Source organism: Pseudomonas sp. 22085 (genome assembly GCF_052045815.1).
GTDB lineage: Bacteria > Pseudomonadota > Gammaproteobacteria > Pseudomonadales > Pseudomonadaceae > Aquipseudomonas > Aquipseudomonas glycinae.
In genome coordinates, this window is sequence record NZ_JBQEQA010000013.1 from 80,178 (window position 1) to 96,426 (window position 16,249).

Annotated in this window: 17 protein-coding genes; 1 reads left to right on the forward strand and 16 read right to left on the reverse strand. The window is 57.2% G+C overall.

Translation table 11 applies throughout. The annotated features are described in order from the left end of the window. Window positions 1–16: 16 nt before the first annotated feature. From atpG to rpmH, 16 genes are all read right to left on the reverse strand, one after another. Window positions 17–877 (reverse strand): F0F1 ATP synthase subunit gamma, encoded by an 861-nt coding sequence (atpG, locus tag ACTJK7_RS17350; protein WP_007960781.1) that lies wholly within the window; start codon window positions 875–877, stop codon window positions 17–19. A 50-nt stretch (window positions 878–927) separates the two neighbouring features. Beyond that, window positions 928–2,472, reverse strand: a complete 1,545-nt coding sequence (gene atpA / locus ACTJK7_RS17355) for a F0F1 ATP synthase subunit alpha (protein ID WP_039764983.1) — start codon at window positions 2,470–2,472, stop codon at window positions 928–930. Between the two features lie 21 nt (window positions 2,473–2,493). Continuing rightward, entirely contained in the window at window positions 2,494–3,030 is a 537-nt protein-coding gene (locus tag ACTJK7_RS17360; protein WP_011336717.1) for a F0F1 ATP synthase subunit delta, read from the reverse strand. A 12-nt stretch (window positions 3,031–3,042) separates the two neighbouring features. Next, a complete protein-coding gene (locus ACTJK7_RS17365; protein WP_011336718.1) occupies window positions 3,043–3,513 on the reverse strand; it encodes a F0F1 ATP synthase subunit B in 471 nt (156 codons plus the stop codon). Window positions 3,514–3,570: 57 nt separating this feature from the next. Beyond that, window positions 3,571–3,828, reverse strand: a complete 258-nt coding sequence (gene atpE, locus ACTJK7_RS17370) for a F0F1 ATP synthase subunit C (RefSeq protein WP_003097235.1) — start codon at window positions 3,826–3,828, stop codon at window positions 3,571–3,573. Between the two features lie 134 nt (window positions 3,829–3,962). Next, window positions 3,963–4,832 carry a F0F1 ATP synthase subunit A gene (gene atpB, locus ACTJK7_RS17375; RefSeq protein ID WP_039764981.1) on the reverse strand — a complete coding sequence of 290 codons (870 nt, stop codon included), beginning with the start codon at window positions 4,830–4,832 and terminating at the stop codon, window positions 3,963–3,965. Between the two features lie 16 nt (window positions 4,833–4,848). Beyond that, window positions 4,849–5,256: a F0F1 ATP synthase subunit I gene (locus tag ACTJK7_RS17380; protein WP_003229783.1), complete on the reverse strand. Its 408-nt coding sequence runs from the start codon at window positions 5,254–5,256 to the stop codon at window positions 4,849–4,851. Window positions 5,257–5,404: 148 nt separating this feature from the next. Then, entirely contained in the window at window positions 5,405–6,277 is an 873-nt protein-coding gene (locus tag ACTJK7_RS17385) for a ParB/RepB/Spo0J family partition protein (protein WP_064379654.1), read from the reverse strand. 9 nt (window positions 6,278–6,286) lie between these two features. Then, on the reverse strand, window positions 6,287–7,084 hold the full coding sequence (locus tag ACTJK7_RS17390; RefSeq protein WP_064379652.1) for a ParA family protein: 798 nt from the start codon (window positions 7,082–7,084) through the stop codon (window positions 6,287–6,289). 18 nt (window positions 7,085–7,102) lie between these two features. Beyond that, window positions 7,103–7,747 (reverse strand): 16S rRNA (guanine(527)-N(7))-methyltransferase RsmG, encoded by a 645-nt coding sequence (gene rsmG, locus ACTJK7_RS17395; RefSeq protein WP_440779351.1) that lies wholly within the window; start codon window positions 7,745–7,747, stop codon window positions 7,103–7,105. Next, window positions 7,744–9,642: a tRNA uridine-5-carboxymethylaminomethyl(34) synthesis enzyme MnmG gene (mnmG, locus tag ACTJK7_RS17400; RefSeq protein WP_108563625.1), complete on the reverse strand. Its 1,899-nt coding sequence runs from the start codon at window positions 9,640–9,642 to the stop codon at window positions 7,744–7,746. The genes rsmG and mnmG overlap by 4 nt, the downstream gene beginning before the upstream one ends. A gap of 552 nt (window positions 9,643–10,194) precedes the next feature. Next, entirely contained in the window at window positions 10,195–11,565 is a 1,371-nt protein-coding gene (gene mnmE / locus ACTJK7_RS17405) for a tRNA uridine-5-carboxymethylaminomethyl(34) synthesis GTPase MnmE (protein WP_440779349.1), read from the reverse strand. An 81-nt stretch (window positions 11,566–11,646) separates the two neighbouring features. After that, a complete protein-coding gene (gene yidC / locus ACTJK7_RS17410) occupies window positions 11,647–13,329 on the reverse strand; it encodes a membrane protein insertase YidC (protein ID WP_440779348.1) in 1,683 nt (560 codons plus the stop codon). 2 nt (window positions 13,330–13,331) lie between these two features. Beyond that, window positions 13,332–13,577 (reverse strand): membrane protein insertion efficiency factor YidD, encoded by a 246-nt coding sequence (gene yidD, locus ACTJK7_RS17415; protein ID WP_010465488.1) that lies wholly within the window; start codon window positions 13,575–13,577, stop codon window positions 13,332–13,334. After that, complete coding sequence (gene rnpA / locus ACTJK7_RS17420; protein ID WP_011336726.1) at window positions 13,570–13,971, reverse strand: ribonuclease P protein component; 402 nt, start codon at window positions 13,969–13,971, stop codon at window positions 13,570–13,572. The genes yidD and rnpA overlap by 8 nt, the downstream gene beginning before the upstream one ends. A 16-nt stretch (window positions 13,972–13,987) precedes the next feature. Next, the gene (rpmH, locus tag ACTJK7_RS17425) at window positions 13,988–14,122 is read right to left on the reverse strand and encodes a 50S ribosomal protein L34 (protein ID WP_003213577.1); all 135 of its coding nucleotides are present in this window, start codon (window positions 14,120–14,122) and stop codon (window positions 13,988–13,990) included. Window positions 14,123–14,688: 566 nt separating this feature from the next. On the opposite strand from rpmH, the gene dnaA reads away from it, so the two are divergent. Next, complete coding sequence (gene dnaA / locus ACTJK7_RS17430) at window positions 14,689–16,212, forward strand: chromosomal replication initiator protein DnaA (RefSeq protein ID WP_064379644.1); 1,524 nt, start codon at window positions 14,689–14,691, stop codon at window positions 16,210–16,212. The last annotated feature ends 37 nt before the right edge of the window (window positions 16,213–16,249 follow it).

Here is a 16,249-nt window from a genome sequence, read left to right on the forward strand (position 1 = left end):
CTGAATATTTGAACCGTTAAACCGCGGCAGCGCCGCCGACGATTTCCGAGATCTCTTGGGTGATCGCAGCCTGACGCGCCTTGTTGTAGATCAGCTGCAAATCGCTGATCAAATCACCGGCGTTGTCGGTAGCGTTCTTCATCGCGATCATCCGCGCAGCCTGTTCAGCCGCGTTGTTCTCGACCACCGCCTGGTACACCTGCGACTCCACGTAACGCACCATCAAGCCGTCAAGCAGCTCTTTGGCGTCCGGTTCGTAGAGATAGTCCCAGTGGTGCTTGAGATCCTGATCCGGGGTTGCCACCAGTGGAATCAACTGCTCCACGGTAGGCTGTTGTGTCATGGTGTTGATGAACTTGTTGGATACCACGGACAGGCGGTCGATACGGCCGTCCAGGTAGGCATCCAGCATCACCTTGACGCTGCCGATCAGATCATTGATCGACGGCTCTTCACCCAGGTGGCTGATAGCTGCAACGACGTTACCGCCGAAGTTGCGGAAAAAGGCCGCACCCTTGCTACCAACGACACACAGATCGATCTCGACGCCGTTTTCGCGGTTTACCGCCATGTCCTTGACCAGGGCCTTGAACAGGTTGGTGTTCAAGCCGCCGCACAGACCACGGTCACTGCTCACGACGACATAACCGACGCGCTTTACTTCGCGATCGATCATGAACGGGTGGCGGTATTCCGGGTTGGCGTTGGCCAGATGCCCAATTACCTGGCGGATACGCTCCGCATAAGGACGGCTAGCAGCCATGCGCATTTGTGCCTTGCGCATTTTGCTGACCGCCACTTTTTCCATGGCGCTGGTAATTTTTTGCGTGCTTTTGATGCTCGCAATCTTACTGCGAATCTCTTTTGCGCCTGCCATGTAACACCTATCAGGTTAGCAAGCGGGAGCCTTGCGGCTCCCGCTGCGGCTTACCAGGTTTGGGTGGCCTTGAACTTCTCGATACCAGCCTTCAGGCCAGCGTCGATTTCGTCATTGAAGTCACCTTTAACGTTGATCTTGGCCATCAAATCGGCGTGATCGCGGTTGAAGAAAGCGATCAGCGCTTGTTCGAAGCTGCCGATCTTGGCGATTTCAATGTCAGTCAGGAACCCACGCTCAGCGGCATACAGCGACAGCGACATGTCGGCGATCGACATTGGCGCGTATTGCTTCTGCTTCATCAGCTCGGTAACGCGCTGACCATGCTCAAGTTGCTTGCGGGTCGCTTCGTCCAGGTCAGAAGCGAACTGGGCGAATGCCGCCAGTTCACGGTACTGAGCCAGAGCGGTACGGATACCACCGGACAGCTTCTTGATGATCTTGGTCTGAGCGGCACCACCCACACGGGATACCGAAACACCGGCGTTCACTGCAGGGCGGATGCCCGAGTTGAACATGGCCGATTCCAGGAAGATCTGACCGTCGGTGATGGAAATCACGTTGGTCGGAACGAACGCGGAAACGTCGCCAGCCTGGGTTTCGATGATCGGCAGTGCAGTCAGGGAACCGGTTTTGCCGGTCACTGCGCCGTTGGTGAACTTCTCTACGTACTCTTCCGAAACGCGGGATGCACGCTCCAGCAGACGGGAGTGGAGATAGAACACGTCGCCTGGGTAAGCTTCACGGCCTGGTGGACGGCGCAGCAGCAGGGAAATCTGGCGGTAAGCCACTGCTTGCTTGGACAGATCGTCATAAACGATCAGCGCGTCTTCACCGCGGTCGCGGAAGAATTCACCCATGGTGCAACCGGAGTACGGTGCCAGGAATTGCAGTGCTGCAGATTCCGAGGCGCTCGCAGCAACGATGATGGTGTTAGCCAGTGCACCGTTTTCTTCCAGCTTGCGAACCACGTTGGCGATGGTCGATTGTTTCTGACCGATTGCCACGTAGACGCAGAAAATGCCGCTGTCTTTCTGGTTGATGATCGCGTCGATCGCCAGAGCGGTTTTACCGATCTGACGGTCACCGATGATCAGCTCACGCTGGCCACGGCCGACAGGGATCATGGCATCGACAGCCTTGTAGCCAGTCTGTACAGGCTGGTCTACCGACTTACGCCAGATCACGCCCGGAGCAACTTTCTCGACCGCGTCGGTCTCGGTGTTGCCCAGTGGACCTTTGCCGTCAACAGGGTTACCCAGTGCGTCGACAACGCGACCCAGCAGTTCCTTGCCAACCGGAACTTCGAGGATGCGGCCGGTGCACTTGGCGCTCATGCCTTCAGCCAGACTGGTGTACGCGCCCAGTACAACGGCACCTACGGAGTCTTGCTCCAGGTTGAGGGCCATACCGTAGACGCCGCCCGGAAACTCGATCATCTCGCCGTACATGACGTCGGCCAGACCGTGAATCCGCACGATACCGTCAGATACGCTGACGACAGTGCCTTCGTTACGGGCTTGGGAGGTCACATCGAGCTTTTCGATGCGGCCCTTGATAATTTCACTTATTTCGGAAGGATTGAGTTGCTGCATTGCTCTGCTGCCCCTTCAAACTCAAGATTTCAATGCTTCGGCAAGTTTCGCGATTTTGCCGCGAATCGAGCCATCGATAACCAGGTCGCCGGCGCGGATGACCACCCCCCCGATAAGGGAGCTGTCTTCCTCGACTTGCAGGCGCACTTCCCGGTTGAGTCGTGCACTGAGAACCTTGGCGAGTTTGTCTTGCTGTTCTTGGTTCAATGCAAAAGCACTGGTCACTTCAACGTCTACCGATTTCTCTTGCTCGGCCTTGTACAGGTCGAACAGAGCGGCGATCTCCGGCAGAAGCGGGAGACGGTCGTTTTCGGCAACGACATTGATGAAGTTCTGTGCCTTGGCATCAAACTTGTCGCCGCACACGTCAATGAACGTGGCGGCCTTTTCTGCGCTCGTCAGTCGCGGGGCCTTGAGCACGCGCTGCATGGTGTCGTCTTGCGACACCGCTGCTGCCAGGCCGAGCATGGCTGACCAATTGGCCAGTTGCTGGTGGGCCTGAGCGTGCTCGAAGGCCGCCTTAGCGTAAGGTCGGGCCAACGTGGTCAGTTCTGCCATGATCGCCCTCGCTTAGATTTCAGCAGCCAGTTGGTTAACCAGCTCTGCGTGCGCGTTTTGATCGATTGTGGCACCCAGGATCTTCTCGGCGCCGCCGACAGCCAGCAAGCCCACTTGGGCGCGCAGCTTGTCTTTGACACTGTTCAGTTCCTGTTCGATCTCGGCTTGAGCCTGAACCTTCACACGGTCAGCGTCGATGCGGGCCTTTTCAACGGCCTCTTCGACAATCTGGTTACCGCGTTTCTTGGCTTGCTCGATGATTTCAGCTGCCTGAGCTTTCGCTTCGCGCAGTTGCTGACCCGCTTTCTCTTGGGCCAACTCCAGGTCGCGAGCTGCACGGCTGGCAGCGTCCAGACCATCAGCGATCTTCTTTTGACGTTCGTGCAGAGCTGCGATGACCGGAGGCCATACGAACTTCATGCAGAACAGTACAAAAATCAGGAACGCAACGGACTGGCCAATCAGGGTCGCATTAATGTTCACGCCAACACCTCGCAGTTACGTTGTCCATCACACCAAATCACTCGGAGATCCGAATGATTAGCCAGCGATCTGACCAACGAACGGGTTCGCAAAGGTGAAGAACAGAGCGATACCAACACCGATCATGGTTACGGCGTCGAGCAGACCGGCAACGATGAACATTTTAACTTGCAGCATTGGAACCATTTCTGGCTGACGCGCTGCGCCTTCCAGGAACTTGCCGCCCAGCAGGCCGAAACCAATTGCGGTACCCAGTGCGCCCAGGCCGATCAACAGTGCAACAGCGATAGCGGTTAGACCAACTACAGTTTCCATCTTTCCTCCCGACTTTTACGTCGTATGGTTTAGGTTTTTTAGATTAAAGCGGTAAAACAAATCGTTTCATGGTGCCCCGTGAGGAGCCCCTTCCCGTTTGACCGGGAAGGACATCAGACTAGTCGAGACTGGTCTTAATGGTTTTCTTCGTGCGCCATCGACAGGTAGACGATGGTCAGCATCATGAAGATGAACGCCTGCAGGGTGATGATCAGGATGTGGAACACAGCCCACGCCCACTGCAGGACAACGCCCAGGCCGCTGAGCCAGAGCAGGCCGCTGCCGAACATCACAGCGATCAGGATGAACACCAGCTCGCCGGCATACATGTTGCCGAACAGACGCAGAGCCAGAGAGATCGGTTTGGCGATCAGGGTCACGAATTCCAGCAGGAAGTTCACCGGGATCAGCAGGGCCTGAACGAAGATGTTCTTGCTGCCGAACGGGTGCAGGGTCAGTTCGCCGATGAAACCGCCGATGCCCTTGACCTTGATGCTATAGAAAATGATCAGTGCGAAAACCGAGAACGCCATGCCCAGCGTCGCGTTCGGGTCGGTAGTCGACACGGCGCGGAACGGGATGTGGTGGTCGCCGGAGATCAGGATGGCCAACTGAGGAATCCAGTCGACCGGTACCAGGTCGACGGCGTTCATCAGGAACACCCAGACGAAGATGGTCAGTGCCAGCGGTGCGATCACCGGGCTACGGCCATGGAAGCTGTCTTTCACGCTGCCATCGACGAATTCGACCAGGACTTCAACGAAGTTCTGCAGTGCACCCGGCTGACCGGAAGTCGCCTTCTTGGCCGCCATGCGGAAAAGAATGACGAAGATCAGACCCAGTGCGACCGACCAGCCGAGAGTATCGACGTGGAAAGCCCAGAAGCCCATTTCCTTGGCTTCTGCTGCGGTGTGGGCAAAGCCCCAGCCGCCGTTGGGTAGCTGACCGAAGGTCAGGTTCTGCAAGTGGTGCTGGATATAGCCCGAAGCGGTTGTTTCTGCCATGGTTGCCTCAAACGCCCTAAGGTCTCGAAAGTCTTGTTCTCATCAGCAGGGGAGCGAACCAGCTGACCGACTGAGTCAGCACGAAGGCGCCGAATACAGCGATCGGCGCCAGTGGCTTCACACCTGCAAACACCAGTGCAAACAGCACTGCCGTCAAAATCAGTTTGCCTGCCTCGCCGGCATAGAAAGACCGGACGATGGACTGGGCTGCTCGGGCGCCGGAAAACCGAAATGCCTTGTGAGCGAAATAAACATTGGGCAGCAAGGCTATCAGGCCTCCGCAAAGTCCCGAGTATCCGGCAACGACTCCGTGCCATTGCCAGAGCGCCAAAGCGGCAATGAGCAAAATGACAAATTGAGCCATCAACACCGGAAAAACCGCCAGGCGATGGAACGGCAGGCGGTTTGGCTTGCGGGTTTCCATCACTATTGCTCTCCAATGGTCGGCTGCCGAAATTCAATAACTTGGCATAATTTGTGCCGACAAAATGCGCGCAGAGTATAGGGGCGGTTCTGCCCCTATTCAACTGTCAGGTAGTGATTTCCGACTGCGCGCTACAAGAGGAATTGTTTCAGCGGATGTGTGCGAGCACACCTTGAAGCTCATCGAGGGAGTTGTAACCAATCACCAGCTGACCCCTGCCCTTCTTGCCGTGGCGGATCTGCACCGCAGAGCCTAGGCGCTCGGCCAGACGCTGTTCGAGGCGGGCGATATCCGGATCAGGTTTCGCAGGCTCTACCGGCTCCGGTTTGCCACTCAACCATTGGCGAACCAGTGCCTCAGTTTGGCGCACAGTGAGACCGCGTGCGACAACATGTCGCGCCCCTTCCACCTGCTGATTGTCCGGCAGACCGAGCAATGCACGAGCATGACCCATCTCCAGGTCGCCGTGGGACAACATGGTCTTGATGACTTCCGGCAGCGCAATCAGGCGCAACAGGTTGGCCACGGTGACGCGGGACTTACCCACAGCGTCGGCAACCTGTTGCTGAGTGAGCTGGAATTCCTGCTGCAAGCGCTGCAGGGCCACCGCTTCTTCGATCGGGTTCAGGTCCTCGCGCTGGATGTTCTCGATCAGCGCAATGGCGATCGCGGTTTCATCCGGCACGTCGCGGACCATCGCCGGGATGGTTTCCTGGCCGGCCTGCTGACTTGCGCGCCAGCGACGTTCGCCGGCGATGATCTCGAAGCGGCCACCACCAATCGGACGAACCACGATCGGCTGCATCACGCCCTGGGCCTTGATCGACTGCGCAAGCTCTTCCAGCGCCTGAGGATCCATGTCCCGGCGTGGCTGATACTTGCCGCGCTGCAGCAGGTCCAGTGGCAGGTGCTGCAACTCACGGCTGTCAGCCTGCGCCGCTTGTTCTTCCAGCGAGCTGACAGTCGGACCGCTCAGCAGCGCGTCCAGTCCTCGTCCGAGACCTCGTTTCTTGACGGCCATGGGGATTCCTTAAGTTGGCTGGGCAGCGGCGATGCGTGAATTTTTGCGCTGACGGCGAACCATCTCGCCCGCCAGGGCCAGGTAGGCCAGCGCACCACGCGATTGCTTGTCGTAAGCCAGCGCCGGCATGCCATAGCTCGGGGCTTCAGCGAGGCGGATGTTGCGCGGGATCACCGTGTCGTACAGCTGATCGCCAAAGTGTTCCTTGAGCTGTGCCGAAACGTCGTTCATCAGGCTCAGGCGCGGGTCGTACATGGTCCGCAGCAGTCCTTCGACTTTCAGGTTCGGGTTCAGCAGTTCGGCGATGCGTTTGATGTTATCCACAAGGTCGCTCAGACCTTCGAGCGCAAAGTACTCGCACTGCATGGGGATAATCACCCCGTCAGCGGCGACCAGTGCGTTCAGCGTAAGCATCGACAGCGACGGCGGGCAGTCGATCAGGATGTAATCGTAGTTTTCACGGACCGGCGCCAGCGCGCTGCGCAGACGGCTTTCTTTCATCTGCATTTCCAGCAGAACCACTTCAGCCGCCGTCAGGTCACGGTTGGCCGGCAGCAGCTGATAACCGCCATGTTCCGAATAGTGCATGGCCTGGGCCAGATCGCATTCGCCGATCAGCAGGTCGTAGACCGAGTTTTCCAGGCCATGTTTATCCACACCGCTACCCATGGTGGCGTTGCCCTGTGGATCGAGATCGATCAACAGCACCCGGCGCTTGGTCGCGACCAGGGATGCTGCGAGGTTGATGCAGGTGGTGGTCTTGCCCACACCACCCTTCTGGTTCGCTATCGCGAATACCTTAGCCATTCTTGCTTGTGTTCCCAATCATGCCGTGCGGCGCAGTATCAGCAGATGGCGTTGGCCTTGGCAACCGGGTACGGCCAGGGCGTGTTCGCTATCGAGTTTGAAGTCTGCCGGCAATGCTACCAGCTCATCGGCCGGATGAACGCCCTTCATTGCCAGCCAGCGCGTATCGGCGTCGCCGAGGTGGCGAGTCCAGTTGGTGAAGTTCTCCATGCTGCTGAATGCCCGGGAAATGATCCCGTTGAACGGCTGTGCAGGATGGAAGGCTTCGACGCGGCTGTGGATAACTTGCAGGTTATCCAGTTTGAGTTCGAGTTTGACCTGGGTCAGGAAGCGGGTTTTCTTGCCGTTGCTGTCCAGGCAGGTCACTTGCGAGTCCGGATACAGGATCGCCAGAGGGATCCCCGGCATGCCGCCGCCGCTGCCGACATCCAGCCAGCGGCCGTTTTCGATGAACGACATCACGCTGAGGCTATCGAGCAAGTGACGGGACACCATTTCGTCCGGATCGCGAACGGCAGTCAGGTTGTAGGCCTGGTTCCATTTGATCAACAGGGCCAGATAACCCAGCAGCAATTCGTGCTGGGCTTCAGTGAGATTGACACCGAGCGCGCGGGCTCCTGTGGATAACTCTTCGGCGTGTTGCGAAGTGACCTTAGAACTCAAGCGCTTTGCTCCAACTGACGGCCCGCGCCGCGTTTTTTCAAGTGAATCATCAACAGCGAAATCGCTGCCGGAGTCACGCCCGGGATCCGCGAAGCCTGGCCAAGCGTCTCGGGACGCGTGGCACCCAGCTTGCTCTGGATCTCCTTGGAGAGACCGGAAATTTTGGTGTAATCGATATCCACAGGCAGTTTTGTGTCTTCGCTTGCACGCAGGCGGGCGATTTCGTCCTGTTGGCGATCGATGTAACCGGCGTATTTGGTCTTGATCTCGACCTGCTCGGCGACCTGTGGATCTTCGGCGCCCTGCCCGGTCACTTCGACCAGACCAGCGTAGTCGATTTCCGGACGGCTCAAGAGATTGAGCAAGTTGTATTCGTGAGTCAGCGGCGTACCGAATTTCTCGGCAATCGCATCGCCCTGCGGAGTGCCCGGGCGAACCCAGGTGCTTTTCAGGCGCTGCTCTTCGAGCTCGATACTTTCGCGTTTCTTGCAGAACGCTGCCCAACGCGCGTCATCGACCAGACCCAGTTCGCGACCTTTTTCGGTCAGACGCAGGTCCGCGTTGTCCTCACGCAGGATCAGGCGGTACTCGGCACGGGAAGTGAACATGCGGTACGGCTCTTGGGTACCGAGGGTAATCAGGTCGTCAACCAATACCCCGATGTACGCTTCATCGCGACGCGGGCACCAGGCTTCTTTGCCCTTCGCACGCAATGCGGCATTGGCACCGGCCAGCAAACCTTGCGCACCGGCTTCTTCGTAACCGGTAGTGCCGTTGATCTGGCCAGCGAAGAACAGACCGCCGATGACTTTGGTTTCCAGGCTGTACTTCAGATCACGCGGATCGAAATAGTCGTACTCGATCGCATACCCCGGACGCACGATGTGCGCGTTTTCCATGCCGCGGATCGATTGCACGATCTGCAACTGCACGTCGAACGGCAGGCTTGTGGATATTCCGTTCGGATACAACTCATGGGTGGTCAGGCCTTCCGGCTCGATGAACACCTGATGGCTTTCCTTGTCGGCAAAGCGGTGGATCTTGTCTTCGATCGACGGGCAATAACGCGGACCAATGCCTTCGATTTCACCTGCAGCGGAATACATCGGCGAACGGTCGAGGTTCGCGGCAATGATTTCGTGGGTGCGCGCGTTGGTGTGGGTGATCCAGCAACTGACTTGCCGTGGATGCTGTTCCTTGTTGCCCATGAACGACATCACCGGGATCGGCGTATCGCCTGGCTGCTCGGTCATCACCGAGAAATCCACAGACTTGCCGTCGATACGCGGTGGCGTACCGGTTTTCAGGCGACCGACACGTAGCGGCAGTTCACGCAGACGATGCGCGAGGGCGATCGACGGTGGATCACCGGCGCGACCACCGGAAAAATTCTGCAAACCGATGTGGATAAGTCCGCCCAGGAACGTACCGGTGGTCAACACCACAGAATCGGCGAAGAAGCGCAGACCCATTTGCGTGACGACACCGCGTACTTGTTCCTGCTCGACGATCAGGTCGTCAGCGGCTTGTTGAAATATCCACAGGTTCGGCTGGTTTTCCAGAATTTCGCGGACAGCGGCCTTGTAAAGAATACGGTCGGCTTGCGCACGGGTCGCCCGTACGGCCGGGCCTTTGCGGCTGTTCAGTACGCGAAACTGGATACCCCCCAAATCGGTGGCCATGGCCATCGCGCCGCCGAGGGCGTCGATTTCCTTGACCAGATGGCTTTTGCCAATGCCACCGATTGCCGGGTTGCAACTCATGGCACCGAGGGTCTCCACGTTATGCGTCAGCAGAAGGGTTTTTGCACCCATGCGTGCTGAGGCCAGTGCTGCCTCGGTACCGGCATGACCGCCGCCGATGACGATCACTTCAAAACGGGAAGGGAAATCCACCACGCACCTCGTGCCTGCTTAAGTAGGTCATTCAGGAATAGTTTGAGATCAGGTTTCTGGACCTGGTCGGCAAGTATAGGGACTTCGCCCTTCCTAAAGAACCCTTTGCACAAAATTTAACCAGCTGTGGAGAACTCGCGGTTAAAAGAATAAAAAAGAGAGAAATTTATAAAACCTTTGTTTTAAAGCTTATTCTTACTGCCCTTCGTTTCTGTGGATAGATTTCTACAGGCCTCTATTTTCAATGTGTACAGAGATTTAAAACCCTGTGACCATGTCGCCATGAGGCCCTTGGATAACCGGTGTAAGCCTGTGGATGAATGAGGTGGTTATCCACAGCGGCAGTTATGTTCAGTTTTCAGGCCCTGTTATCAACTGCCCTTAGCGGCAGTTATTCACAGGGCTTAATCCACAGAAATCGGATGAATGAAGGAATCGCGGACACGGAAAATCCGCTCAGGAATAGATATCTGTCCGGCACTGGAGGAAGGAAATACGAGGGAGGGAGAACAGACAGGTCGCGAACGGACCTGTCTGTGGAAAACGGAAGGCTTATTTACCGATGCAGAAGCTGGAAAAGATCCGTCCCAGCAGATCATCCGAGCTGAACGCTCCGGTGATTTCCCCAAGGGACTGCTGGGCCTGACGCAAGTCTTCAGCCAGCAGTTCCCCAGCACCCGCCAACGTCAGCTGGGCACGCCCATGTTCCAGGGCATCACTGGCATGACGCAGGGCTTCCAGGTGCCGGCGGCGTGCGCTGAAACTGCTTTCCGACGTTTGTTCGTAGCCCATGCAGGCCTTGAGGTGATCGCGCAGCAAGTCCAGCCCCTCACCGGCGGATTTGGCGCTCAGGCTGATCGTCACATGGCCATCGTCACTGACTTCCAGGGCAATGGGTTCGCCGGTGAGATCAGCTTTGTTACGGATCAACGTGACCTTCGCCGGATCCGGTCGGGTTTCGAGGAATTCAGGCCACAGGGCGAACGGGTCGGCAGCTTCAGGTGCTGTGGCATCGACGACCAGCAGCACTCGATCAGCCTCGCCAATGGCTTTCAATGCTCGTTCAACGCCGATTTTTTCCACATGGTCATCGGTATCACGCAGACCGGCGGTGTCCACAACGTGCAGCGGCATGCCGTCGATGTGGATATGTTCGCGCAGGATATCCCGGGTGGTGCCGGCGATTTCGGTGACGATCGCGGCTTCGCGACCGGCCAGCGCGTTGAGCAGGCTGGATTTGCCGGCATTCGGACGACCGGCAATCACCACGGTCATGCCGTCACGCAGCAATGCACCCTGTCCGGCTTCGCGCAATACAGTGGATAACTCGTCGCGAACCTTGTCGAGCATGCTCAGCACGTTGCCATCGGCGAGGAAGTCGATTTCCTCTTCAGGGAAGTCGATGGCTGCCTCGACATAAATCCTCAAGCCGATCAGTTGTTCGGTGAGGTGATGCACACGCTGGGAAAACGCTCCCTGTAAGGAACGCAATGCGTTGCGTGCAGCCTGTGCAGAACTGGCTTCGATCAGGTCGGCGATGGCCTCGGCCTGAGCCAGGTCGAGTTTGTCATTGAGGAATGCTCTTTCGCTGAACTCACCGGGACGGGCCAGACGGCAGCCCAGTTCCAGGCAACGCTTGAGCAACATGTCGAGAACGATCGGGCCGCCGTGGCCCTGCAGTTCCAGCACATCTTCACCGGTGAACGAGTTCGGCCCCGGGAAATACAGCGCCAGACCTTCATCCAGCACCTGTTGATCGTCACTGAAGAACGGGCCGTAGTGGGCAAACCGTGGTTTCAGTTCGCGGCCGCTGATGGCTCTGGCCGCGACGCTGGCCAGCGGCCCGGAAATTCGAACGATGCCCACGCCGCCACGACCCTGGGCGGTGGCGACGGCTGCGATGGTTTCACGAGGTGCGCTCATAAACCGGTATCCAGACAAAAATGGCAGATAGCAAAACGCCCCACTAGGGGGCGTTTTGAGTGGTGTTATCCACAGAGTAAGTTACGCCTCGGCTTTTTTCGTCGCCGCTTCGATCTTACGCGTGATGTACCACTGTTGGGCAATCGACAGGCAGTTGTTCACAACCCAGTACAGCACCAGACCCGCCGGGAACCACAGGAAGAAGAAGGTGAAGATGATTGGCATCATTTTCATCACCTTGGCCTGCATCGGATCCGGAGGAGTCGGGTTCAGACGCTGCTGGATGAACATGGTCGCGCCCATGATGATCGGCAGGATGAAGAACGGATCCTTGATCGACAGGTCGGTAATCCACAGCATGAACGGCGCCTGGCGCATCTCCACGCTTTCCAGCAGAACCCAGTACAGGGAAAGGAAAACCGGCATCTGCACAAGGATCGGCAAGCAGCCGCCCAGCGGATTGATCTTCTCTTTCTTGTACAGCTCCATCATGGCTTGCGACATTTTCTGCCGGTCATCGCCATGTTGCTCTTTCAGTGCAGCCAGTTTCGGAGCCACGGCGCGCATGCGGGCCATCGACTTGTAGCTGGCGGCCGAGAGAGGGAAGAAGATCCCTTTGATCAGCATGGTCAGGAAGATGATCGACCAGCCCCAGTTGCCGACGATGCTGTGGATATGTTGCAGCAGCCAGAAGATTGGCTGGGCAATGAACCACAGAATGCCGTAGTCGACGGTCAATTCCAGACCAGGGGACAACTCTTTCAGCACCGCCTGGCTTTTCGGACCGGCGTACAGAACAGCGCTGGTTTCAACTTTCGCACCCGGTGCAGCGGTCAGTGAAGGACCGGTGTAACCGATGATGTAGTTGCCTTTGCTGTCCTTACGGGTCTGGACGATGTTGTTTTCGCCCTTCGGAGCAACCCATGCAGTCACGAAGTAGTGTTGCAGCCAGGCTACCCAGCCACCGGTGACGGTTTCCTTGAGCTGAGCCTTGTCCATGTCCTTCATGGACACTTTCTTGTACGGCTCGGAACTTGTCCACAGGGCGGCGCCCAGGTAGGTCGCGGTACCGGTAGCAGTCGTGGAAGAAGGATCGGCGCTGGCGTCGCGTTTCAGCTGGGCGAACATCGAACCGGACCAAGGCTGAGCGCTCTGGTTGTCGATCAGATAGGTCACGGTCACGTCATACAGGCCACGTTTCAGAGTGAAACGCTTGATGTAATTGACGCCGTCCTTGCTGAATTTCAGGTCGACGACCAGTTGGTCCTGACCGTCAGCCAGTTTATAAGTCTTCTTCTCCGAAGAGTAGATCGGGCGACCGGCCGGGTTTGCATCCGGACCGTTGGTGCCAATCAGACCGCTCTGTGCCAGATAGGTACGTTCGCCACCGTTGTCGAACAGCTGGAACGGAACGTCCGGACGATCCTGACGACGTGGATACAGCGGCAAGGTCAACTGAGCAACATCACCACCTTGTGGATCGATCGACAGATCGAGCACGTCGGTTTTGACCTGGATCAGATCCTTGCTGGCGGCGACCGGCGTTTCGGCAGGTGCGCTGGTATCGCTTGCGGCGCGCGGAATATCGTCACTGGCAGCAGCATTATTGCCAGTGGCGGTGTCCGGCAAACCGGATGTAGTCGTACTGGAAGCAACATTCTGAGTCGGCAGGGCAGCCTGGCCGTAGTCCTGGTTCCATTTAAGGACCATGACGTAGGACACGATTGCCAGGGCGACGATCAGGATCGTGCGTTTGATATCCATGATTACTCGGCCATCGAAGAAGAACGGGAGGTAGGGATAGGTGGAACCGGGTCATAACCACCGGGATTCCACGGATGACAGCGACCTAAACGACGAAAGGTCAGCCAGCCACCGCGCAGAAGGCCATGATTTTCGATGGCTTCATACGCGTAGCAAGAACAACTGGGGTAGAAACGACAGTGACTGGCCATCAGGGGACTAATGGCATAGCGATAAAACTGGATCGGAACGAGTGCCAGTTTACGCATCTGGACTGTCTACCCCTACAGTTTCGGTTTTGACTGCTGGTACCGGCTTGTTGCGTGCCAGACGCTTCCAGAGTTTGCCGAAATGCTGAATCAATTCGGGGTTTTCTACGTCACCCAAACCTTTGCGCGCGACGATAACAATGTCCCAGCCGACCAGTGAATCCTGGTGCAGGCGAAACGATTCGCGCATCAGACGTTTGAGGCGATTGCGCTCGACGGAGAGCTTGACGCTCTTTTTCCCGATAACCAGCCCGAGACGGGGGTGATCGAGATCGTTGTTGCGCGCAAGGAGCAGGAGATTTTTCCCCGGAACCTTGCCGGTAGGGGAGTCAAAGACTGCCTTGAAATGCCGGGGAGTAAGCAGACGCTTTTCCCGACTGAAGTCCTGACTCACCTCCAGTGCCGGATTATCAAACTGCCAGACGTGCGCGGCCTTTGGCGCGACGACGCGACAGTACGGCACGACCGTTCTTGGTAGCCATGCGAGCACGGAAACCGTGGGTACGAGCGCGTTTGATAGTGCTTGGTTGGAAAGTACGTTTCATGTCGTGTTACCTGGTTCGTCCACAACGGGCCGGAATGGCCCCCGTTTTAAGAGACCGGGGATTCTAGAGAAAGCAAGTCCATAGGTCAATTTCCAACCAACGTTTCCTTATAAATAGATCTTCGGAGCGTCCGGAACGGATTACCCGTTTGCCAAAGATAAAAATAAAGAAGGGAATTATTTAAAGCTTTTCTGTAAAGCTTGTAAAAGCTAGGCAGGCCCTTCTCTGTGGATAACTGGCTCAACGCCTTGTATCAAGCGATGTACAGAGAATGACAACTACAGTGGAAAACCGTGTTCAGCCTGTGCCGCACTGTCGGATAACCTGTGCGTGGAATGGACGGTTATCCACAGGCTGGTTATCCACCGACTTTCGCCCCCGGTTGTCCAGTGTGCTCAGATAGGGTTATCCACAGAGCTTATGCACACACCGTCGGTCGCCTTTTTCTCGTTTAACGCATTGATAAATCATGTCGACCGGGCAACCTGCATGTGGATAAGTGGACGACTGGCCGCTACAATGGCCGCTTGTTTTTGCCTCACCGGCTTTCAACTTAGGGGATATCCGTGTCAGTGGAACTTTGGCAGCAGTGCGTGGAGCTTTTGCGCGAAGAGCTGCCTGCCCAACAATTCAACACCTGGATCCGTCCACTACAGGTCGAAGCCGAAGGCGACGAGTTGCGCGTCTACGCACCGAACCGTTTTGTTCTGGACTGGGTCAACGAAAAGTACCTGGGGCGCGTCCTTGAACTGCTGGATGAGCATGGCAACGGTCTGGCACCGTCGCTTTCCTTGTTAATAGGCAGCAAACGCAGTTCGGCCCCGCGTGCCGCGCCGAATGCGCCCTTGGCCGCGGCGCAAGTGTCCCAGGCTCAGGCCAACGCAGTGCCGGCCAGTGCGCCAGCGCCAGCCCATACGCCTGCACCGACCAAGCGTTCAACGCAGAAAACCGAAGAAATCAGTGAAGAGCCGTCCCGTGACAGCTTCGATCCGATGGCTGGTGCCGCTTCGCAACAGGCGCCGGTTCGTGCCGAACAGCGCACCGTGCAGGTCGAAGGCGCGCTCAAGCACACCAGTTACCTGAATCGCACCTTCACCTTTGAAAACTTCGTCGAAGGTAAATCCAACCAGCTCGCCCGTGCGGCGGCCTGGCAGGTGGCGGACAACCCGAAGCACGGCTACAACCCGCTCTTTCTCTATGGGGGCGTAGGTCTTGGTAAGACTCACTTGATGCACGCGGTGGGTAACCACCTATTAAAGAAGAACCCGAATGCCAAGGTCGTGTACCTGCATTCCGAGCGTTTCGTGGCTGACATGGTCAAGGCGCTGCAGCTGAACGCGATCAACGAGTTCAAGCGTTTCTACCGTTCGGTGGACGCCCTGCTGATCGACGACATTCAGTTCTTCGCCCGCAAGGAACGTTCCCAGGAAGAGTTTTTCCACACCTTCAACGCCCTGCTTGAAGGTGGCCAGCAGGTCATTCTCACCAGTGACCGCTACCCGAAAGAAATCGAAGGCCTAGAAGAGCGCCTCAAATCCCGCTTCGGCTGGGGCCTGACAGTGGCCGTCGAGCCGCCTGAGCTGGAAACCCGCGTAGCGATCTTGATGAAGAAGGCCGACCAGGCCAAAGTCGAGTTGCCACACGATGCAGCATTCTTCATTGCCCAACGTATTCGCTCCAACGTCCGTGAGCTGGAAGGCGCGCTGAAACGCGTGATCGCCCACTCGCACTTCATGGGCCGCGACATCACCATTGAGTTGATCCGCGAATCCCTGAAAGACCTCTTGGCGCTGCAGGACAAACTGGTCTCTGTGGATAACATTCAGCGCACCGTCGCCGAGTACTACAAGATCAAGATTTCCGACTTGCTGTCCAAGCGCCGTTCGCGTTCGGTCGCTCGTCCGCGTCAGGTGGCCATGGCACTGTCCAAGGAACTGACCAACCACAGCCTGCCGGAAATCGGCGATGTGTTTGGCGGCCGCGACCACACGACCGTGTTGCACGCCTGCCGCAAGATCAACGAACTTAAGGAATCCGACGCGGACATCCGCGAGGACTACAAGAACCTGCTGCGTACACTGACCACTTGATGAACACCAGCGCAGCTTATTAAGGCAAGGGACTAGA